The organism is Devosia sp., assembly GCF_030689745.1.
Lineage (GTDB): Bacteria > Pseudomonadota > Alphaproteobacteria > Rhizobiales > Devosiaceae > Devosia > Devosia alba.
In genome coordinates, this window is the sequence record NZ_JAUYGL010000196.1 from 15,453 (window position 1) to 35,520 (window position 20,068).

18 protein-coding genes are annotated in these 20,068 nt (G+C 62.3%); 10 read left to right on the top strand and 8 right to left on the bottom strand.

Annotation, left to right across the window (positions count from 1 at the left end; genetic code table 11):
- Window positions 1-49: 49 nt before the first annotated feature.
- The 7 genes from Q8O80_RS17235 to Q8O80_RS17265 form a co-directional block, all read right to left on the bottom strand.
- On the bottom strand, window positions 50-1,726 hold the full coding sequence (locus Q8O80_RS17235) for a type IV secretion system DNA-binding domain-containing protein (RefSeq protein WP_305581505.1): 1,677 nt from the start codon (window positions 1,724-1,726) through the stop codon (window positions 50-52).
- Window positions 1,727-1,728: 2 nt separating this feature from the next.
- Window positions 1,729-2,316 (bottom strand): hypothetical protein, encoded by a 588-nt coding sequence (locus Q8O80_RS17240; RefSeq protein WP_254674030.1) that lies wholly within the window; start codon window positions 2,314-2,316, stop codon window positions 1,729-1,731.
- Window positions 2,309-3,160, bottom strand: a complete 852-nt coding sequence (locus Q8O80_RS17245; protein ID WP_305581509.1) for a hypothetical protein — start codon at window positions 3,158-3,160, stop codon at window positions 2,309-2,311. Before Q8O80_RS17245 ends, Q8O80_RS17240 begins: the two co-directional genes overlap by 8 nt.
- Window positions 3,161-3,289: 129 nt before the next feature.
- The gene (locus Q8O80_RS17250; RefSeq protein ID WP_305581511.1) at window positions 3,290-4,837 is read right to left on the bottom strand and encodes a hypothetical protein; all 1,548 of its coding nucleotides are present in this window, start codon (window positions 4,835-4,837) and stop codon (window positions 3,290-3,292) included.
- The gene (locus Q8O80_RS17255) at window positions 4,827-5,330 is read right to left on the bottom strand and encodes a hypothetical protein (protein WP_305581513.1); all 504 of its coding nucleotides are present in this window, start codon (window positions 5,328-5,330) and stop codon (window positions 4,827-4,829) included. Before Q8O80_RS17255 ends, Q8O80_RS17250 begins: the two co-directional genes overlap by 11 nt.
- 186 nt (window positions 5,331-5,516) lie before the next feature.
- Window positions 5,517-6,083 carry a hypothetical protein gene (locus Q8O80_RS17260; RefSeq protein WP_305581515.1) on the bottom strand — a complete coding sequence of 189 codons (567 nt, stop codon included), beginning with the start codon at window positions 6,081-6,083 and terminating at the stop codon, window positions 5,517-5,519.
- Window positions 6,084-6,154: 71 nt separating this feature from the next.
- The gene (locus tag Q8O80_RS17265) at window positions 6,155-6,907 is read right to left on the bottom strand and encodes a hypothetical protein (RefSeq protein ID WP_305581517.1); all 753 of its coding nucleotides are present in this window, start codon (window positions 6,905-6,907) and stop codon (window positions 6,155-6,157) included.
- A 224-nt stretch (window positions 6,908-7,131) separates the two neighbouring features.
- Here Q8O80_RS17265 and Q8O80_RS17270 point away from each other — a divergent pair, with 224 nt between their 5' ends.
- The 10 genes from Q8O80_RS17270 (at window position 7,132) to Q8O80_RS17315 (ending at window position 18,869) form a co-directional block, all read left to right on the top strand.
- Entirely contained in the window at window positions 7,132-8,325 is a 1,194-nt protein-coding gene (locus tag Q8O80_RS17270; protein ID WP_305581519.1) for a DUF932 domain-containing protein, read from the top strand.
- 118 nt (window positions 8,326-8,443) lie between these two features.
- Window positions 8,444-10,525: a ParB N-terminal domain-containing protein gene (locus Q8O80_RS17275; RefSeq protein WP_305581521.1), complete on the top strand. Its 2,082-nt coding sequence runs from the start codon at window positions 8,444-8,446 to the stop codon at window positions 10,523-10,525.
- Between the two features lie 86 nt (window positions 10,526-10,611).
- A complete protein-coding gene (locus Q8O80_RS17280; RefSeq protein WP_305581523.1) occupies window positions 10,612-11,028 on the top strand; it encodes a hypothetical protein in 417 nt (138 codons plus the stop codon).
- On the top strand, window positions 11,025-11,189 hold the full coding sequence (locus tag Q8O80_RS17285; RefSeq protein ID WP_305581525.1) for a hypothetical protein: 165 nt from the start codon (window positions 11,025-11,027) through the stop codon (window positions 11,187-11,189). The genes Q8O80_RS17280 and Q8O80_RS17285 overlap by 4 nt, the downstream gene beginning before the upstream one ends.
- 9 nt (window positions 11,190-11,198) lie before the next feature.
- Window positions 11,199-12,233 carry a toprim domain-containing protein gene (locus tag Q8O80_RS17290; protein WP_305581527.1) on the top strand — a complete coding sequence of 345 codons (1,035 nt, stop codon included), beginning with the start codon at window positions 11,199-11,201 and terminating at the stop codon, window positions 12,231-12,233.
- 337 nt (window positions 12,234-12,570) lie between these two features.
- Window positions 12,571-13,503: a DUF2493 domain-containing protein gene (locus Q8O80_RS17295; protein WP_305581529.1), complete on the top strand. Its 933-nt coding sequence runs from the start codon at window positions 12,571-12,573 to the stop codon at window positions 13,501-13,503.
- 790 nt (window positions 13,504-14,293) lie between these two features.
- A complete protein-coding gene (locus Q8O80_RS17300) occupies window positions 14,294-14,617 on the top strand; it encodes a DUF736 domain-containing protein (protein ID WP_305581531.1) in 324 nt (107 codons plus the stop codon).
- Window positions 14,618-14,965: 348 nt separating this feature from the next.
- Window positions 14,966-16,285 carry an SIR2 family protein gene (locus Q8O80_RS17305; RefSeq protein WP_305581533.1) on the top strand — a complete coding sequence of 440 codons (1,320 nt, stop codon included), beginning with the start codon at window positions 14,966-14,968 and terminating at the stop codon, window positions 16,283-16,285.
- Complete coding sequence (locus Q8O80_RS17310; RefSeq protein WP_305581535.1) at window positions 16,285-16,815, top strand: hypothetical protein; 531 nt, start codon at window positions 16,285-16,287, stop codon at window positions 16,813-16,815. The genes Q8O80_RS17305 and Q8O80_RS17310 overlap by 1 nt, the downstream gene beginning before the upstream one ends.
- The gene (locus tag Q8O80_RS17315) at window positions 16,812-18,869 is read left to right on the top strand and encodes an AAA family ATPase (protein ID WP_305581538.1); all 2,058 of its coding nucleotides are present in this window, start codon (window positions 16,812-16,814) and stop codon (window positions 18,867-18,869) included. The genes Q8O80_RS17310 and Q8O80_RS17315 overlap by 4 nt, the downstream gene beginning before the upstream one ends.
- Before the next feature lie 629 nt (window positions 18,870-19,498).
- Here Q8O80_RS17315 and Q8O80_RS17320 read toward each other — a convergent pair.
- Complete coding sequence (locus Q8O80_RS17320; RefSeq protein WP_305581540.1) at window positions 19,499-20,029, bottom strand: hypothetical protein; 531 nt, start codon at window positions 20,027-20,029, stop codon at window positions 19,499-19,501.
- Window positions 20,030-20,068: the final 39 nt, after the last annotated feature.

Genomic DNA, 20,068 nt, shown 5'->3' on the forward strand with positions numbered 1-20,068 from the left:
AGGAACGATTGGACGAGGAAATCTCAGCGATTTCAGATGGTTGTCTGTATCAGCGACGACGCGCCCAGACGGTGATCGGCCATTCCAGCCGGTAGATCTGTTTCAGGCCAACAAGAACGGCATGGACGGCGCCGCCGCTAACCCCAAGCCGGTCGGAAAGATGCTCCTCGGGGATAACGGGAACCTCCTGCGGATCCGGGGGCACGGTTTTGCCGTCAACAACCCTTGCGGACTTCCAGTCCCGGACCTGGCGGATGCCGATCCATTGCTGGGCAATTTCCCTGGCATCCGGACCGGGGGTCTGCTCACAGATGATTTTCAGGCGGAACCGTTGCAGGATCGAGCGAGAAACCTCGCCATACGCCGAGCGGAACTGGGTCAGGTCTTGGGCAACGGCAATGGTCGAGAGGCCTTTGTTTCTGCCGGTATCGAGGATTTCCGGCCAGCGCGGCAGCATGCCCAGGGTTGGCGCCTCCTCCAGGGCAATGGTGCGCAACCTGGTCTGGCTGACCGGCAGGTCAGGATCGCCGACATGACCGGCAATTGCGTCGATCGCCATGGAAATCCAGCCTGCCGAAATGCGGGGATGCCGCCCGTTGCGGGGCAGCACAACAATGCGGGGTTGCCTGCCGGTGCCGTGCAGCCATTCGGCGAAGGAGAACTGGCGTTGCGGCGGCAAGTCGTTCCACGCCTCGGCCAAAGGACGCAGCGTGCGCAGGACGTTGATGCGCCAGGTGATCAACAGCGACACCGTGGTCTTGGACAATTCCCCCGCAGCATCCACTTCGATCAGCCCTGCCGCGGGAGGATAATGCAATTCCCATTGCTGCTTGAGCCAGAGCGGATCGGACAGCGACATGGCGTAAAGTTCCGGCGCGGACCAGTGTTCATGGCTACGCATGCACTCAACCATGACGCCGGCGTCGAGCGTGGCGGCGCCGTCCTGCCACATGCCACTCTCCTTCGTCGCAAGGGCGCGCTGGGCCCCCGCGGATTCGCAGTCATCGATCGTGCGGATGTCTCGGCTCATTGCCCAGCCATAGCGCGACCGGCCGGTGCTGGAAATGACCGCAATGTCTTTGTTGTCGACGGGCAATCCGGCTAGGATTTCGCCGGTGGCGTCGTAGACGAGCAGACCAAAATCGCGGCCCGTCTGCTTGGCCTGCATGAGCAGTACTTCCAGTAGCTTGAGCAGGATGCGCGTTTTGCCCGAGCCGATCGCCCCGAGGATCAACAGATTGAGAACCTGCCAGCCCCGCGGCCAGGCGACACCGGGCGCGAGCTCAGGCATCCATTGTTTCCGCTTGCCGGCTTTGGCCAGGATCTCGGCATTGGCGCCGCTTGCTGCCGCCTTGCCGAAGATGAGGCGCCGCCCACTATAGTGCTGGCGGGTATCCACTGCCGGTGTTGCTGCGTGCGCGATGGCAAACCCGGCCAAGCCGGCAAGGCCCATGCCGATACCAATCCCGCAAAGGCGAAACAGAACCTGGTCGGCAATGTCGTAGTCGAGCCAGCCCTGACCACGCCAGGAGATGAGGCGCATCAGGGCATCGACCAGCATGGGCGCGGTCACGGTGACCGGCTGGTCGGCCTGCCAGCCGGAGAGAGGCAGGCAGATGAACGCAAGGGTGAGGATGAAACCGGTCAACAGCGCCATCGTGGTGGCGCGGAAGATGGCCGAGGTCAGGGGGACCACTTCGTATTCGGCAAGTTCAAGCGTGTTCATCATCAATTCTCCAGGTGGCCCTGATAGCGCCAGACAACCAGCTGGCTGGCCCGGGGCACCATGTTTTGGGGCAGATGCGCATTGTTGCGGTGAAGGATGTTGCGATCCATTTCGAGCATGGCGGCGACATAGTCCCAGGACAGGTCCTGGGTGGGGCGATAGACACAGCCATCGACCTCTGCCGTGAGCCGGCGGCAGGCCGGCCAGTCCAGCACGGTCTGGGAGCGGACGAGCGGCGCGTCGAACACCGCTTCGGTCACAATCGGTGCCGCCAGGAACCCGGCAAGACCCAGTGCGATACTGGCGCTGATGGCAATGGCGTAGAGCCGGCGGGGCGTCCAGTTGAACGAAGGTTTGTCTGGCTCAGGATCAGCCGCCTGCATTGCGGCGATCGGCAGGATGTCGGGCGCGATGGCCCGCGCGACGTCGATATATTGGGCCAGGCTCAGCCGTTCGACATCGTGGCGTGACAGGCGCAGAAACTCCTCGGCACTGAGCGACTTGAGACGGGCGATGAATGCGCCCGTCTCCTCTTTCGCGTCCCGGGCGATTGCCGCCACCGAGGTCTTGAACTTTTCCAGATCAGGCATCGACGCTCTCCCCGGCGAGGAAGGGCATCACGCGGGTCAGCTCCTCCTGGATCGTTCCGGTCCAGGCCGCCACGTCGCGCACGAAGCGCTTGGCCTCGTCGCGCGGCTTGCCGGTCTGGCGCAGGGCCTCGGCGTAATTGTCCGCATGCCAGCCGACGACCGTCGAAGGCAGGACGGGCAGGCGCTCATAGAGCACCATGGTGCGGGGGTTGAGGCGCGGGAGGCGGATCGAGGGATAGCGATCAAAGACGTCGAGCACCTGCTTGCGCAAGCCCTTGTCGAGCTCGGCCGCGGCAGTGATCGGCGAGCCGACCATTTCGTTGCGGGCGACGATAATGGGGCTGCCCGGCAGGTTGCGCTCGGTGCGGCGCACGACGCGCACCAGCTGCGAGGCGGCGTCGCCACCCGCCTTGGTGACGATGACGGTCACGATGCCCAGACCCAGGAGGTCGATATCTTCCTCAAGATCGAAATCGGTAATCGCCTCATGATAGACCGGCGACAGGGCGCCACCGACTTCAAGAAGGCACGAGCGGCCGGTCTCGGGCATGGCCGTTGCGGCGCGATACCACGGTGCCAGGACATCGGCCCCGGTTACCGCGTCGGCATTGACGTCATGCCGGTCGGGAACCAGCAGGCTGGTGACGCTCTCGCCCGACTTTTCCGCCAGGGTGCGCTTGCTGTCGAGCTGGAACAAGTCGAGCGGATAGCCGGCGAGGCGGAAGGCGGTGATGAACTGGACGGCGGTATGGGTCTTGCCGACACCGCCGTCATCGGCATCGAGCACGATGCCGATCGGAGGCGTCAGCGCACTCGTCGAAAGAAGGGAAGAAGGGGTAGTCATGGTCGGCTCCGGGGTTGGTGGAGCCTTCAGTCTTTCCGATTTTCCGCCTCATCGGTCTGGAACGATTGAGGCGGAAAAGAGCTTGCATATCAGAATGTTGAAGGTGCTCGGTGGGCCTTCAGCCGCTCTCTAGTCGTTCGAAATCACCGAGACCTTACGGGTTTTGCGCGCAACAACCAGGTGCTGGTCGGTGCCGGCAGCGTCCGAAAGTGCGCGCAGCAACTTGTCCGGCCCGATCAGGTCGGCCATCGCCTGAGCCAAACGCCTGAGCGCCACGACGATACTGGCGTCACTGTCCGGATGGTCCCGACTGGGCCCGTCCGTGAGCACTTCGCGGAAAACATCCTGGATGTGCGGCGGCACCATCACCCTGGCCCCGGCCTGCACGCGGCCCGCGATCCTAGCGGCTTCGAATGCCAGGGCATGATCATCATGGGACCGGGACCAGAAGGTGAGCGGGTTGATGTTGCCAAGCATGGCGATCTGGAACAGATCATCAAGGCCCAGATTGGTGTGCGGACTTTCGGCATAGGCTTCACGAATGATGATAGCGGCCAGTTCCGGCGGTTCGCGCTCGGCGCGATCGTACGCCACCACGATCCTTTCGGCATGGGCGAGGGCGCGCGAGAGGATTTTTACCGGCGCCAGTTCACCATCCAGAGGAATAGCATTGAGATTGCGGATCTTGGGGTGGCCGGCATATTTGGCTTTGGCCCAGTGTTCGACCTGTTCGACATTGTCGAATTCGGTCCAGACGACAAGGTGCCCAGTCCCGATGTCGCGCAGATGTGCGCCCGTGCGCGGCAAAGCCTTCTGCAGTTCGTCCCGGGCGCGGGTCCGATCTCCCAGCAATGCACGCAGGCCGCAATCGGCCAGGATGGCCTGTACAGCGAGACCCGCGCGAAGCCGGTCGACGATCTTGCGTGGCGGGTAGGCGCCTGGCGTCTCTTTACGCCCCTGAATGGGAACGAGCAGGAGGTCATCTCCAGACACTGGACCCACACCACCAACCATCGGGGTTGGGAGAAAGGTCGCGGCCGGGAGGGTAAGCCCAAGCTGGCCGGTCGGGCCGATGCACTCCTGCCGTTCCTGCAACTTTACACGCTGCCGAGCGCCCTCATGGCGGCGCTGACCCTCACGCGTGCGACCGCGCCCTTTCGCTTCCGCCGCCTGGGTCTTTTCGGCCACCTTGCCTTCGGCGCGCCGGACCCGCTCCCACAATCCCGGCAATTCGGCGGTCAATCCGATCAGTGCCCGATCAAAGTTTTCCATCTTCAGCACCAGGCGTTCAGCCTCACCCCCGATTACCAGAACCGGCATGCCGTCATAACTGAGGAGCAACCCGGCCTTGGGGGGAGCGATGCGACCACTTGCGATATCTTCGGGCTGCACATCGACGACATTGCTGGCCGCAACATGGAACTGGCCCGCCAATTTCGGGTCCGCCAGCAGATCGGCCAGCACCATCAGCTTGCCCCCAATCTCGCCGACAGCATGCACCATCAGTTCCGGGCCGCTGGCGCCGCCACGGGCAAGGTTGACCGGGAACAGGTCAGGCAAATGACCTGTCGCTTCGAAGCGCGTGGCGAGACGCGCCACGATGTCGGTGATGACCACCAGCCGCCCGGCCGCAGGCGCGCAGTTGACGATGAGGTGCCAGAGCATTTCAGCGTTCATTGTTTCCATTCCTTTGTTTTGCTGCGCGGTTCATGAATGACCGGATCGCAGAATTGGTTGGTGTTGAGGTCTGCTCCGTCGGGCGGGTACCCGACGCCTGTTCAGGGTCGCGCTGCACCTTCTGTGTCGAAGAGGCAGGCCTGGGGCGGGCGGGCGACGAGGGCGGTTGCCACGGAGGTTTTGGCGGTCGGGCGCCAATAGCCGGCGGTGGCTCGACCGCATTGCCCGGGGGTTGCTGGTGAACCTTGCGCCGCTGCCGCGAATAGACGGCGCTCAGGTGCCCCCGTGCCAGCGGCCGCCCATCGTCACGGGTGACACTCGCGCGCCGCAGAAGTTCGATGATCTGGTGCCAGGACAATCCGCGCGCCAGCGCCGTTGAAAACCAGCCGAGGTGCTGGCCAACGGCGATGTCGAACGAAATCCGCCCTGCCGGTCCCACCAGGGTCCGGGCAAATGCTGCAGCGCCGTTCTTGAGTTCGGTGTCTTGGTCCATGATCTGACGTCGTCGACTGGCTGAGGCGTGAAGCCTAGATGGGCCAGAGGCCCTTGGGCGTGGCAGGATTGAATGGAAAAGCGTGTTGCAGGCCAGTTGGTTAGGTCGCGGAGGCCTCGGACGGCCAGGGCACGAAGTGCCCGGCCGCCCGAGATTACCACCCAGATCGGATCGGCTCGCTCGTTGCTACCGCGCCATCGGAGCGAAGTGGCCGGCAACAAAGCCCCGCAGCCAGGAAGCGGTTTCGCGTTCCACCTTCTGGTCATCCTGAGGATCATAGGGCTTGAAAAGAGGCCGCCAGCTCACCTGGGGCAAACCGGACGGGCCAGCGGAGCGCACCAGGTATTCGGTGCGGGCGATGACGACGTCCATGTGAAGGCTGCTGGTATCTTCGGCGCCGTCGAAATCAATGGCGGCTCCAAGCACGGCGGAAGCGACGCATTCGAAGCCGGCGTCATTCAGTTCCGGGCCGATGGCCATCCGGCACAAAGGATACTCGACGGCCGCGACCTCTTCGGCACTGACCGCAACGTACTCGATGTGCTCGCTTGCCGTGCCGAGCCTGGCATCGCGCGCTTCCTGGCTGGCATACGCCTCTGCGCGGAACTCGGTCCCCATGACGATCATGTAGTCGTCATAGCGGGGATCGTCTTCCTGGATCGGCGTATCCAGAAGCGACGCGTACTTCGCGAGAATGTTCTCGCGGCAAAAACTGAAATTGACCATCTCGGCCTCCTTGTCGATGCCACCCATTGGCATTGACCGCTTCATAGGCCGAAACAAAATCTTCTACGTCTGAATTGATCTAACACGGTAAACAGAAGCTAAAGGCCGATCTCTTCGATAGGCTCGCCGGCGAACACGACGCGATGGATTCCCTCGATGCTGTCGCGGGCAAAGCGGGTTTCGATGCTGGGAGAAATCTGCCGGACGATAACCTCATCGGCGCTTTCATGCACCAATTGGCGGATATAGGCGATGATCGTGTCGCGATAATTCACGCGCCCTTTGACCAGGATCGACACATAGTCCTTGGGGCGAGCTATGGCGCTCTTGTGGGCGTAGGCCAGCTCACCCGGTTCGTAGCGCGGGGACATGGTCGTGTCGGAGATGGCGACGGCATAAAGCCCGTTCGACTGCACCTTGATCGGCAGGGTGAGGTGGTAGAGGGGGAAGCTCTCGACAATGCTGCCGCCATCAAAGCGACCGCCCGATCGATATACAGGAAACCTGCCCAGTTCCTCGGCTTTTTTGATCTCCGCACGCGACGCCGCCTGGTCCGCAAGATGCCTGGCAATGGCGTCAAGGTCAGCGGCGGCGTCCGGACTGAGTTCCGGCTCGGCGGGAGCGTATTCTGGTTGCCATCCAACCTCTGTCTTGATCCGATCAATTTCGGCCTCGGACGGCTGGGTTCCTGTCTGCAGGTAGGCCTGCGTCGTTAGTAGAGCCCTTGCCAGGCGACCATAATTGCCCGCGTGCAACGTGAGTTTCTTGCCCCGCAAGAGATCTGACACAAACGTGGCGTTGAAGCGCCCGCGCCGGGCGATGTCTGCTTGGGATAGACCCAACTCGGCCATGCGTGCGGCGACCCGTCCGGCAAGCGTGGATATGTCCGATTCCATGATCGATCTCGAAAACCGTATATATCTGAATTAATCTAACATGGCTCGATGGGCGGCGATACCCCGCCTCGGCGAGGTCCTTCCTCCCTTTTGGGTCTGTGGAGGGAGAGGGCGGTCTCCAGGAAATGACGGGTTGAGGGCGAGAGAGAGTTCTCCGCCGGCCCGCTTGGAGAAATACAATGAGCAGTGTGGAAGTTCTGGATGCGGTTCATCGAAAACATGTCGGCTATCGTGTCGATGTCAGCCGGGGGGAGCGGATCGGGCGAGTGAGCTCGGAATGGTTCAACCGGCCCGACGACCAGCGCTATCTGTCCTTGTCCGAACTCTATGCCTCCGTTCGGGAACGGGCCGAGCGAAGCCGGACGCGCACGGTTGACAGTGCGGCGATCCGGGTTGAGGCCCGCAGCGACAATCCTGAACACATGGCGTTGATGCTGCCGGGCGCGGATAGTCCTGCGGCGCCGACGCACTGGAGTTTTGGACAGTTATCCAGCTTGGTCGGCGCGCCCGCCGCCTATCTGCGGCAATTGCCAGCACCGCTAGCCGCGATCAATCTGCAGTATGGCCTCAGCAGTCATCGTGCCGAACAAATCAAAACGCTCGAAACTACGGATGGCCGGGTCGAACTACGGGCCGTGACCGGGCCCGATTATGGCCGCATCTATGACCACGAGCTGGTGGAAGCGGTACAGAAGATTGCAGGCAACGGCACCGGTGACACCAGATGGAAGGTGCCCGGCGTGCTGGATTGGTCGAGCGGCATCTACAATCCCGATGTGGATATCGCCAAGGATACGACCACGCTTTATGCCTCCGATCGTGATGTCTTCCTGTTCCTGGTCGATGACCGCAACCCCATCGAGGCCGGGCGGCTGCCCAATGGTGAGCCGGACCTGTTCTTCCGCGGCTTCTATTGCTGGAACTCTGAGGTCGGCGCCAAAACCTTGGGCATGGCCAGCTTTTACCTCCGGGCGGTCTGCCAGAACCGCAATTTGTGGGGCGTGGAGGATTTTCAGGAGATCACCATCCGTCATTCCAAATATGCCGCTTCCCGTTTTGCCCACGAAGCCGCCCCGGCGCTGACGCGCTTCGCCAATTCCTCGCCCCTGGCCTTCGTCAATGGCATCAAGTCGGCGCGGCAGCAGATCGTGGCCCGCACGGACGAGGACCGCAGCGAGTTCCTGCGCGCGCGCGGCTTTTCCAGAGCCGAGACGGCAAAGGTCATCGAGACGGTCTTCGTCAAAGAAGGCCGCAAGCCCGAATCCATTTTCGATTTCGTCCAGGGCATTACCCGCATGGCCCGAGACAAGCCGCATCAGGATGTCCGGCTCGATCTCGAAGGCAAGGCCAAGAAACTGCTCGATCGGGTGTGAACATCCCGAATCCCGAGATTGCGGCGCCGTCCTCAGAGCTAGAGGGCGGCGCCCTTTGTCGTGACGGGTCGACAGGTCGGGAGAGAGGCTCCCGGCGGCCCGTTACGGAGTATGATCCATGTCCACGACCCCCAAGAAAAAGCCCGCGATCGCTCTCAGCACCTCGCGGGACATTCCTCTCGACAAGCTCGTGTTGAGCCAGGCCAATGTCCGCAAGAACAAGGCCGGTGTTTCCATTGAGGAACTGGCCGAAGATATTGCCCGGCGCGGCCTGCTGCAGGGCCTGAGCGTCCGGCCCGTCATGGACGAGACCGGTGCCGAAACCGGTATGTATGAAGTCCCGGCCGGTGGCCGCCGCTTCCGGGCGCTCGAACGGCTGGTCAAGCAAAGGCGCCTGGCGAAGGATGCGCTGATCCCTTGCCTGGTTCGGGAGGGTGGCATCGCCGAAGAAGATTCCCTGGCTGAAAATGTGCACCGCGAGGCGCTGCATCCGCTCGACCAATTTCGTGCCTTTCTGACGCTGCGGGAGAAAGGCCAGAGCGCGGAAGAAATCGCCGCCGCGTTCTTTGTTTCACTCAATGTGGTCAAGCAGCGGCTCAAGCTCGCCGCCGTCTCGCCGGTCCTGCTCAACGCTTATGCCGAGGACGCCGTGTCCCTCGACCAGCTAATGGCCTTCACGGTCACCGGTGATCATGGGAGGCAGGAGGAGGTCTTCGAGCGCGTGAAGTCATCTTACGACAAGACGCCATATTCGATCCGGCGCATGCTGACCGAAGGTGCCGTGCGGGCCTCGGACAAGCGGGCACAGTTCGTTGGTGTTGGTGCCTATATCAAAGCCGGTGGGACTGTGCTGCGGGACTTGTTCGAATCCGACGACGGCGGCTGGCTGCAGGACGCGTCTCTGCTCGATCGGCTCGTCGTCGAAAAACTCCAGGAATGCGCTGAGCCGATCGCGGCCGAAGGCTGGAAATGGGTGCAGGTGGCGGCGGACTTTCCCTATGGCCATAGCTATGGCCTTCGTCGCATCCATGGCGAGACCGTTCCGCTGACGGCAGAGGAAGAAGCTGCCCGGGCCGCTCTCCAGGGTGAATACGATCAGTTGGTCGCCCAATACGAGGACGGCGGAGACGACCTGCCTGACGAGGTGGACCAGCGCTTGGCCGAACTCGAAACGGCGCTCGCTGGTTTCGAGGATCGTCCGATGCAATACGATCCCGAGGAGATTGCCCTGGCCGGCGCTTTCATCAGCATTGCCGGTGACGGCCGTCTGCGCATCGAAAGTGGTTACGTCCGACCCGAGGATGAGCCCGGAACGGACCGCGCTGATAATGCCGGCGGTGAGACTGGGCTGGAAAACCAGGCGGCCTCTGCCGCTGCCATGGCTGCGATCCCGGAGGCCACGGACACCGAGGACGATGAGGGGCTCGCGCCGATCTCGGACAAGCTGCTCGCCGAGCTGACGGCACATCGTACGCTCGGCCTGCGCTATGCTCTTGGCGCCTGCCCCGACGTCGCCTTGCTTGCAACACTCCACGCCCTGGTACTGAAGGCATTCTATCGCAACGCCCCGGAAACCTGCCTCGAGCTTGACCTGCGCAGCAGCAGTTTCGGCGGTGCCGGTGTCGGCCTGCAGGACAGTGCCGCCGCCGAAGTCATTCGCGCCCGGCATGATGGTTGGAGCAAGACGTTGCCGGAAGACGCGGGGGACCTTTGGGACGCCCTGGGCGAGTGGGATGCCGATAGCCGGTCAGCGCTGTTCGCTCATGCCGTCAGTCTGTCCGTCAATGCCGTGTACGAAACCTGGAACCGCCGGCCCGGCGTGTTTGCTCATGCCGACTGCGTGTCCCAGGCGGTAGAGCTCGACATGACCAAACTCTGGGCACCGACCGCGGCGAACTATCTCGGCCGGGTAACCAAGGGCCGGATTCTGCAGGCCGTTGTAGAGGCCAAGGGCCAGCGCGCCGCCGACCGCATAGCTCATCTCAAGAAAGGTGATATGGCGGCCGAAGCCGAAACCTTGCTCGCCGGATCCGACTGGCTGCCTGACGTGCTCCGCCCTGCGGGTGACAGCGGGGCCGCGGATCCGGTGCTGCAGAGTGCCGGCGACAGTGCCGGCCAGCTGGAGGCCGCGGACGATAGCGACCTCGATGAACCGGTCGAGAATGATGGCCGCACGGTCCATCCAGTTGCTGCCGAGTAACCATCCATCCGCGGGGCGGCCTCGGCCGTCCCGCTCCTCTTTTCCCGCCCGGCCGTCGTGCCGGGTTTTCGCATTTGGAGGGCCAGATGGCCGACAACTTGACACTCTTTGCAACCGAACTCGATGTGCGCACACCAGAAAACCTGCTTCGCGCCCGGCAAATTTATGAGGAAACCCCGGAGCACTCGGACAATGGGGCCGCGTTCCGGGATGGCTTTGATCTCAATGTGGACGAACAGGCCAGCGAATGCCGCCTGCGGATTTCTGCCTCGCCCTCCGGCGATACCGGGGTGGTGATCCGCTTTGTCCGGCGCTGTGCGCAGGAATTCGGGCTCACCGGGCCTTGGGGTTTCGAATGGGCGCATGTCTGCTCCAAACCCATGCTGCACAGCTTCGGCGGCGGCGCTCTTGTTCTTGACCTCACCACCGGCGATACCCTGGCCTGGAATGACACTCATGGCTGGTTAGCCCGTCAATTGGCTAAGGCAGGCCGGACGTCATGAGCATTCCCAATTATGACCCCAGCAATTTTCGGACCCTGCTGCGCGCGGCCGCCGACATTGCCATCACGCCTTCTGACATCTGGCCGAAGTCAGTCCCTATGCGCGTTATCAGCCGCTCGATCCCGACGATCCGGACGGCTCTTCCCGGCCAGCCACAGTGACGGTCCGAAATGCAGGCGGCTGACCTTGCCATTCGCCTTGGCCAGCGGGCCGAGGCGGTTTGCCGGTACTATCTGTCCAACGGTCGCCGCACCGGCAAATACTGGATCGTCGGCGATGCCCGCAACACTCCGGGGCGCTCGATGTTCGTGCGTCTGTTTGGTCCGCAGATTGGAAAAGGCGCCGCTGGCAAATGGACCGACGCGGCCACCGGCGAGCACGGCGACTTGCTGGATATTATCCGGGAATCGACGGGTCTCGTCGACTTTAGGGATGTTGGTCGTGAGGCACGGCGATTTCTCAATTTAACGGAAAGCGAAGCGGTACCGTCGTCAGATATAAAGAGCGTCCCGACCATAATTGGATCACCCGAAGCGTCCCGGCGCCTGTTCAACATGGCGCAGCCCATTTTCGGCACCCGGGTAGAAACCTACCTTCGTCAACGCGCCATCTCCGTGCTGCATGGGACCAGTGCCCTTCGCTTCCATCCCCATTGCTATTATCGTCCCGAAGACGGCGGCTCGCGCCAAACCCTGCCGGCCATGATCGCAGCCGTCACCGACCTTCATGGAAAGCAAACCGGAGCGCATCGCACCTGGCTTTCCAGCGACGGCGTGGACAAGGCACCCGTAGCGACGCCCCGCCGGGCAATGGGCGATCTTCTGGGCCACGCTGTCCGTTTTGGCACGGCTGGCACCATCATGGCGGCAGGCGAAGGCATCGAAACCGTCCTATCCCTCAGATGCGTCTTGCCTGACTTGCCCATCGCTGCAGCTTTGTCGGCCGCTCACCTCGCCGCCATCCTGTTCCCGCCATCCCTTCGGCGGCTCTATATCATTCGCGACAATGACCGGGCCGGCGCCAATGTCTGCCACCATCTCGCTGACCGCGCGCATCGGGCCGGGATCGAACCCATCGTTCTGTCGCCCGGCCTGGCCGACTTCAACGATGACCTGCGGCGCTTCGGCATGGAGGGTCTTCGGGAATCGGTCGGGGAGCAACTCTTCCGTCGCGACCGCATTCGCTACCTTCGCGGGACGGAATAGGACGGCAAGGGAAAGACAGTGGTTCCATTCTCATGGTCATCACATTCTCTTGGCCCGTCGGTAGGAGCCGCGGACCCGGCCCTGCAGAGGGCGATCGGCCCATGGCCTGGTCGGCCCGGCAATGGCGATGGTCAACTATTTTCCGGCGGCGCGCGATTTTTGGCGACAATGTTGATCGATAGCGACGCCGTTCCAGCGCGAACAAAATAGTTGGCCTCTGCCATCCTGCGCTGTCGCTCCGGCCCCGCGCGGCGCTTGGGGTGCCATTCCGTCCCGGTCATGGGCTTTATCGCCATCAAGGCCGCGAGGGTCGCGGTCGAACCGACGGAGCAACATTATGCGAGAACACGACGCGATCGAACCGCACCATCATTCCTCTTCGACCGATCATATTGTCAGCCAGTTGCAGCTTTATGGCTGGCGCCCTTCCGCCGACGAGGCTGATCCTCGACCAATTCCCGAAGACAATGTTCTCGCCGGTGTTGTCACCGATATCTTCGATGCTCTCGCGTCCAGTCTTGCCGACACTGCGCTCGATGCCGATCTCGGCGAATTGCTATGGTCGAGTGTCAGCACCTTCCATCGGGCTGCTGCCCGGCTGGAGCGGCAACTCGATGACAATGAGCAGAACCAGCGCCGGCTGCAGCAAGAGCAGGATGGCAGCGAGGTCAAATCGGTCGAACTGGAAAACCTTGTCGCCACGGGACAAGCCCTGTCCGAACGCCGCGATGCCCTCGAACTGATGCGTGACCAGGCCGCCGAATGCTTCGAACACCAGACCGGCTCGGCCTGGCGACCGCGCGCGGGCTCGATGCTGAACCGCAAAACCATGACCGCCAGCCTGATCGACAGCCGCGATTTTCTTGCCGCTCGCCACCGGGCCGAAACCGAGCTCCTGATGCCTGCTGGCCCCAAGGTAGCGCTTACCGGTGGCATGGATTTCAACGACTACCAGTTCATCTGGGATCTACTCGACAAGGTTCACACCAAGCACCCCGATATGGTGCTGATCCATGGGAAGTCGCCCAAGGGGGCGGAATTCATCGCCGGCAAATGGGCCGAAACGCGAAAGGTCCCGCAGATTGGCTTTGCCCCCGATTGGACCCGGCATGGAAAGGCCGCGCCCTTCAAGCGCAACGACGCCATGCTCGACATCCTGCCGATCGGCGTGATCGTCTTTCCTGGCACTGGTATTCAGGACAACCTGGCTGACAAGGCCAGAAAACTTGGCATCAAACTCTTCGATTGCCGCAAGCGGGGTGGCGCGTGAGCGCCACCCTATGGGGCGCCGACCAGGGGGGTGATATTCGGCCAAATGAGCACCGCCGCCGCTGCGCTGGCTTCACGCCAGTCAGGAGTTTATAGCGTGGGGTATGGCTGCAAGCGTTCCCAATGCACCGGCAAACACCATGATTGGACGGACCGGCATTATTCCGAGCTCGTCTGGCCCCTCTTTACGACCTGGTCCATCTTCATTCCCACCTCGCGGCACATCTTATGATCGGTAGATGAGGGGCACAGAGACCAGGACGCTCTGTGGATTTCACCACTGAGGTACGCTGAGTTGTCATTAACCGCGGCAGGTAACCAGCCTCATACCCGACATGGCGCGCGCCATGGGGAACCCGGCCACGTGACCAAGCAGCGCCCTGCAACGCCAATAGCGCGAAGACCACGGGCATGTTCGCCGGTGCCTATGTCGAATCGAAGGCGTTTCGAAACCTGACCGAAGGTTGATCCACGCCGCTATCCGTGGAGCGGTTTCCATGGCGCAGGGTGGTCGCCATAGCCTTCTTGAGCTTTCCCGATAACCAGTCCGCTCCCGTCCGGCCCCTCAATGGGCTGATCTGGCCGAAGACCAGCTGCGCTTCGATCGCCCTTGGCGCAACAGCGTCGTCAAGCTTTCTTCCCCTGCCGGCGGGGGCCGGCATTCCCCGCGGAAAGACAAGAAAGCTCTCCTTTGCCGTTTCCCCTACGGGTGCGCCGTCGATCGTCTTCGGCCCTTTGATCGCCATCGAGGCCGCAAGGGGCGGGCTCGTAGGCAAATCAAGGAGACCATCATGGCAACCATCGGCACATTCAAATCCACCGCCAACAACGAATTCACCGGGGAAATCCTCACCCTTTCGGTTCAGGCGAAGAATGTCCGCATCGCACCCGACACTCGGGCCAATGGAGAAAATGCCCCCAGCCACCGCGTCTTCGTCGGTCGCGCAGAAATTGGAGCCGCCTGGTCCAAGACGTCCAACGAAGGCAGGAACTATCTGAGCCTCAAGGTCGATGATCCCAGCTTCTCCAACCCCATCTACGCCAACCTCTTTGAGGATGAGGACGGTGACACCCACAGCCTCATCTGGTCCCGCCCTGCCCGCCGCAGCGAATAAGGAATAGAGAGCCCGCCCGCAACTGGGCGGGCTCCTCTTGCTCAAGGGACCAAGCGCGTAGCGACAAGCCTTGGCCACGTGGAAAGTGAAGGGCATCAAAGGTGTGGTGGCCTGTGCTAACCAAACGGCTCGCTTGGGATCTAATTGCGAACTCCTCAAAGCAGCCATTCGCCACCGCCAAGCTTTTCGGCTTAGTCTAGCGCAAAATGGTCTACCGGCTCTTGACCAATAATAATCGAGAACGGGCATTCTCGGTGAGCGCAATTATTGCTTATGGTGACCAAGAGAAATTCCGCCGGCAGGTTCGGATCCGGTGGTAATAGCATTATGTAGTCGGGGGAATGCAGTTTGAGTCCGGAGATCCTAACGCGACTTCTCGCATCGATGAATGCCGGCCGGCTTCTGGTGGTCTGCGGCGCGGGCCTGTCGATGGCGCCGCCCAGCAGCCTACCATCCGCACGCACCGTAGCAGAACGCTGTTTTGACAAATACCAGCTCGAGGTCGATCCCGCCTGCGATATCGCGCTGCGTGACAATCTCGAGGCGCTAGCCGAACACTTCGTGGCCACCAATACGCTCCAGTCCGTCTTCATCGAGCATTTGGTGCCATGGCCGGCCTTTGCGCGACCGTACAATCCCGGTCACGCCGCAATCGCCGATTTTCTGATCACCCGCGCTGCGGTCGCGGGCATATCTAGCAACTACGACATCCTCATCGAACGCCGGGCCTGGGATTACGGCGCTGCCTTCAGAGGCTCCCTCGATGGCGACGAGGCCAATGTCGATGCAGCGCGCCAAGCCCCGCTCTTGAAATTTCATGGATGCGCACAGCGCGATCCCGCGTCGACCGTCTGGGCCCCATCCCAACTGGAAGATCCCGTTATCTCGGCCCGCATCGAACGCAGCAAGACCTGGATGGCAGCGAACCTGCGACAGAAGGACATACTGGTCGTCGGCTTCTGGTCAGACTGGGAATATCTCAACGCTGTGATCGGCGGCGCCCTTGCGGACGTGCAGCCGCTCTCCGTCACAGTCGTCGATCTCTCGCCGACAGATACCCTCGAAGAAAAGGCGCCCCAGCTCTGGCAGGTCGCCCATGCCGACAACGTTCATTTCGAGCATGTTCGCGAATCCGGCGCGGACGTGCTCGACGAACTGCGCAGGACGTTCTCCTCGAATTATCTACGCCAGGTCCTGGCCGCGGGCCGGGCCGTCTTCGAACAGACGACGGGCGTTCAATGCCACCCGGACTGGCTCCAGATCGCCAATTTTGACAGCGAGACCCTTTACGGGCTGCGGCGGGATGCCGAAGGCATCCCGGCTGTACAGCCGGCCACACGCCTTCGCCCCGGCAATGTGGAGGCGCTTGGGTATTTTCACCTCTTGTTGCGCCAGGCTGGCGCCACCCAGCTTCCCGAAGGCTACGAACTGAACGGTCGCAGCATCCGGGTCATCAATGGCGCCGAGGCGATCCTCGGTTCGCTTAGAACGAAATTCATCGAGCCACCCGTGGCCGTCACCTCCGAAGTCGTGGTTGCCGTGGGCGCAACCGATCTCGGTCTTCCCAGCAATGTCATCCGGGGTGGCCGAACCGGCGATCTCATACGTCCGGCGGCCGCCGGAGACTGGTTTGACGTCAACGGCGCACGCGCGGAGCTGAACATCTGATGGATATCGCGACTCAAGCCGAAATCGTGCTTCGCAATGCACAATATGAAACCTGGTCCTGGTCAGGACCGAGTGGCCCCGTGACCTGTTTCGAGAGCGCCGCCCTCATGGGCTTCGTCCACGTCTTCGTAAACGCGGAGGCGCTCATGGCCGGTTGGCAGGCCAGCCAGAAGACTAGCCTTGCACGTCACGCCGCGTCCCTGCGAGGAGCCGGCATCAAGGCCTGGAATGTCTATTCGGTGCTACTCACCGCCGAGCGTGCACCTTCGCTGGCCCGCGCCATCGAGCGGATAGAGGAAGACTTCACACTCACCCGAAAAATCGCCCGCACGGCCGTGACAACGGCGGAGGACGTCGAAAGGGCGTTGCTGCCCTTAATAGGGCTCCGCGCGCAGCCGCTCCTCGGTGCGACCAACTTCGAAGACCGCCTCCGCAGCCGCTTAAAGGACGTTCCCGCCGACGCCGTAGCCGCCTTTCTCAACGAAACGCCGGCTGTGGAGGTCGCGCGCATCTTGGGAGCCAGGTCATGAAGCTCGATTATGTAGAGGTCTGCGGCTTCCGTGGTTTCCGAGACAAGGCTAGGATCGATTTCGGCGGCGGCTTCACCGTCATCACCGGCCGCAACGGCGTCGGCAAGAGCACCCTGTGCGACGCCGTCGAGTTCGCCATCACCGGCCTGATCGAAAAGTACGCCGTCGAGAAGGCAGCCAAGGAAAGCCTCGCCGATTATCTGTGGTGGCGCGGCGCCGGCGAACCGGAAGCTCACTATGTCACCGCTGCCTTCGTTAGCGACAAGGGCAAGCCATTCAAGATCACCCGGACCCGCGAGAGCGGTGCCGATATGTCGCCGGAAGAAATCCAGGCGGCCTTGTGCAGCGGACCTGTGCCCGAGGATGCGCTGCGACAGCTGACCCGAACCTCCATCATTCGCGACGAATGGATCGCTGCCCTCAGTCTCGATCTGTCCGAGACCGAACGCTTCGATCTCGTTCGCTCGGCCCTCGGCGCCCTCGAAGGCTCAGAGGCGGCTGCGAAGGCCAGGGATGTCGTCACCGCCGCCGATGCCTCTCACGCCCGTAATGAAGCCGTCTATGAGAACGCGCGCGCCAAGTTGGGCGAGCGTCTGACCCAGCAGTCGGAAATCCAAGCCTCGCTTAGTCGCTCCGGCGACGTCTCTGCCGCGTTGGAGATCGTGGGCGCCGCCGTGCCGAATGCGCCCACCGACATGGTGCTCCGCCTTGAGGCGGCTCGCGGCGCGCTTGCAGACGGGCGAACGCGAACCGCCCGCAGCGCTGAAGCGGCGGAGGCCGGTCGGGTTCTGCTCGCCCGTCAGCAGGCTTTTCAGGCGCCCAATGCGGTGACAGCGCGGGAAACCGCGAGGGCCGGGCTTGAAACGACAAGGCATGCGAAAGGCGTCGCTTTGGCGGACGTTGCCGCCGCCGAGACGCTGCTCGCCCGAGAAGAGGACGCGGATGCGGTCGCAGCCTCGCTCGCGATTCTGGTCGAGCACGGCGAGCGCCTTGGCGTTCATGAGGACCATTGCCCGCTCTGCGCCGCCCACCGAACCTCTGCGGAGTTCGCCGCAGGCGTGGAAGCAGCGCGTCGGCGGATTTCAAGCCTCGCCTCCGGGGTTCAGGACGCCCGCCGCAGAATGGCTGCGGCCAGTGAACAGGCGCGACAAGCGTCGTCCGCCTTCACCATAGTCGAGCGTGAAGTTTCTGGCCATCAAGCCGAAGAGCACGCCTTGCGAGAGGCCGAACAGACCCATGCCGCGTTCTTCGAGAGTTGGGGGATCGATCCGCGCTTCCTTTCTGACCCGGACGGGCTCGAAACCAATGTAGCGGCCGAGCGCGACCGATTGATCAACCTCGAGCGCGCCCTGATCGTTCTGGAGGCGTCCCAGTCGGTCACGCGCATGGCGTCGATCGAGAAAACCATCGAAGTTCTGCGAGAGGACATCGACAAGCTCGCCGATGTAGTCAGCCAGTCACAGGCCGCCGCAACCAGCGCCCGCAAGATCGACCGGGCGGTAAAGCGCGTCAGCGCCGAGATCATCGATGAAAGGCTGGCTCAGATCAGCCCCTTGCTCAATGAACTCTATCAACGTCTGAGACCACACGCGGATTGGAGGACCATTGATTACAGCATCCGAGGCGATGTGAAACGCTTCCTGAGCCTGAAGGTCGGCGACGGGCTGAACCCGCAATTCGTTTTCAGCTCTGGCCAGCGACGTGCGGCTGGACTGGCGTTCCTATTGTCGGTTCACCTCGCCCGCGCCTGGACGCCTTGGCGCTCACTCCTTCTCGATGATCCGGTCCAGCATATCGACGATTTCCGCGCGCTTCATCTCGTCGAAGTACTGGCGGCCCTTCGCCTCGACCGCCGCCAGATTATATGCGCGGTCGAAGACCCGGCGCTTGCCGACCTGCTTTGCCGGCGCTTGGTGAGCACGACCGCCGAGCCCGGCCGCAGATACGACATCGATCTTGGGCACCAGGGCGCGACGAGCGTCCTAACGGCTGCGGATGTCCCACCCATGCCGGTCGGCGTGCTGCGCAGCGCTCTCCAGGTTGTCGGGGAGTGAGTTCATCCGATCCGGACGTCAACGTAGTTGAGGCTGTCCAACGATAGATCTGGATAATTCATCGATCCCTTGGCCCGGAATCCCCTCTTACCCCCACTTTTGCGTGATGCGCTTCGACGCCACTTGACGCAAACAGACGCATTTCGAAGCATATTGAAGAACGCACACCTGTGCATCTGTGGATGCCACCCACCTTTGGCACGTATTTGACCAAACATTGCAGCTTCTGGTCGTTGCGGTCATCTGCACGGCCTTCGGATCGCAGCATTCTAATATCTGCATGGCCTTGATGGTAGTACACTGATCTGATCTAAATCACCATTGGCGCACCTACCGCGTCAGGACGCAAATCAGCCGGCCGATACAGGCGGCAAGTTTTTCAACGACAGGATGGAGACGAGCGCCTGACTTGAATTGGAGGTGACCCATATCCAGGCTCGTTCTGTCTGGGAGGCCATCGAGTTCGTCCAGGTAGCCGAAAAGCTCGTTAGCCAAACGTCATCGACAAAACGCTTGAGATTACGGGTTACACCACCAAGGGCACCGTCTCCTTCGGTGATCCACGCGCCCACGCTGCTCGGCACAAGTGCCCAACCGGCCGTGCGGGCGAGCTCTCGGCAAGCAGAGTTTTACCGGTGCCCGGCCGTCCCTCGGATGCCGAAGATCAGTTGATCCGCAGAGAGCGTCCCGGCTTTGACCGCGGCCAGATCGGCCAAGGTCTGATCAATCCAGCGACGCAGCGAAGCGGTGAGTGGCAGGTCGGTCAAAAGCGGCACAGTCGAAGTCGGGACCGCAACGACGGGCTTAAATGCCAGTGCGCGAGCAAGATTTTTGACACAGGCGCGTGCCGGAACCTTAGGCCGAATGGCGCTCAGAATGACCGACAACGGCAGGCTGGCCAGTTCGGGCGTTACGCCACGCTCCACTCCCCTGCTGACGCGGACGATGACCTTCCGGCGCGAGACTGGCGTTGGCGGTGAGATGATAATTGTGGCGTAGGCCGCAGCAAGCACGGTCTCATCCAATAGGGCCGCTGGACAATGCGAGACAAACGCAATGATGCCGCGTCTCAGGAGATAGCGCAGGGTGTCGCTGCCGACACGATGGTGGGTTGAGTGAAAGTGGCGCCCCATCGATCGGTTCAGTGGCATTTGACTCAAGGGCTTAGCGCTCCAGATCCGTTCGCGGACCTCCGACTA

Excerpts from the sequence above, each read along its gene's own strand:
- Q8O80_RS17235 (WP_305581505.1), bottom strand. The coding sequence starts at position 1,726 with ATGAACACGCTTGAACTTGCCGAATACGAAGTGGTCCCCCTGACCTCG.
- Q8O80_RS17240 (WP_254674030.1), bottom strand. The coding sequence starts at position 2,316 with ATGCCTGATCTGGAAAAGTTCAAGACCTCGGTGGCGGCAATCGCCCGG.
- Q8O80_RS17245 (WP_305581509.1), bottom strand. The coding sequence starts at position 3,160 with ATGACTACCCCTTCTTCCCTTCTTTCGACGAGTGCGCTGACGCCTCCG.
- Q8O80_RS17250 (WP_305581511.1), bottom strand. The coding sequence starts at position 4,837 with ATGAACGCTGAAATGCTCTGGCACCTCATCGTCAACTGCGCGCCTGCG.
- Q8O80_RS17255 (WP_305581513.1), bottom strand. The coding sequence starts at position 5,330 with ATGGACCAAGACACCGAACTCAAGAACGGCGCTGCAGCATTTGCCCGG.
- Q8O80_RS17260 (WP_305581515.1), bottom strand. The coding sequence starts at position 6,083 with ATGGGTGGCATCGACAAGGAGGCCGAGATGGTCAATTTCAGTTTTTGC.
- Q8O80_RS17265 (WP_305581517.1), bottom strand. The coding sequence starts at position 6,907 with ATGGCCGAGTTGGGTCTATCCCAAGCAGACATCGCCCGGCGCGGGCGC.
- Q8O80_RS17270 (WP_305581519.1), top strand. The coding sequence starts at position 7,132 with ATGAGCAGTGTGGAAGTTCTGGATGCGGTTCATCGAAAACATGTCGGC.
- Q8O80_RS17275 (WP_305581521.1), top strand. The coding sequence starts at position 8,444 with ATGTCCACGACCCCCAAGAAAAAGCCCGCGATCGCTCTCAGCACCTCG.
- Q8O80_RS17280 (WP_305581523.1), top strand. The coding sequence starts at position 10,612 with ATGGCCGACAACTTGACACTCTTTGCAACCGAACTCGATGTGCGCACA.
- Q8O80_RS17285 (WP_305581525.1), top strand. The coding sequence starts at position 11,025 with ATGAGCATTCCCAATTATGACCCCAGCAATTTTCGGACCCTGCTGCGC.
- Q8O80_RS17290 (WP_305581527.1), top strand. The coding sequence starts at position 11,199 with ATGCAGGCGGCTGACCTTGCCATTCGCCTTGGCCAGCGGGCCGAGGCG.
- Q8O80_RS17295 (WP_305581529.1), top strand. The coding sequence starts at position 12,571 with ATGCGAGAACACGACGCGATCGAACCGCACCATCATTCCTCTTCGACC.
- Q8O80_RS17300 (WP_305581531.1), top strand. The coding sequence starts at position 14,294 with ATGGCAACCATCGGCACATTCAAATCCACCGCCAACAACGAATTCACC.
- Q8O80_RS17310 (WP_305581535.1), top strand. The coding sequence starts at position 16,285 with ATGGATATCGCGACTCAAGCCGAAATCGTGCTTCGCAATGCACAATAT.
- Q8O80_RS17315 (WP_305581538.1), top strand. The coding sequence starts at position 16,812 with ATGAAGCTCGATTATGTAGAGGTCTGCGGCTTCCGTGGTTTCCGAGAC.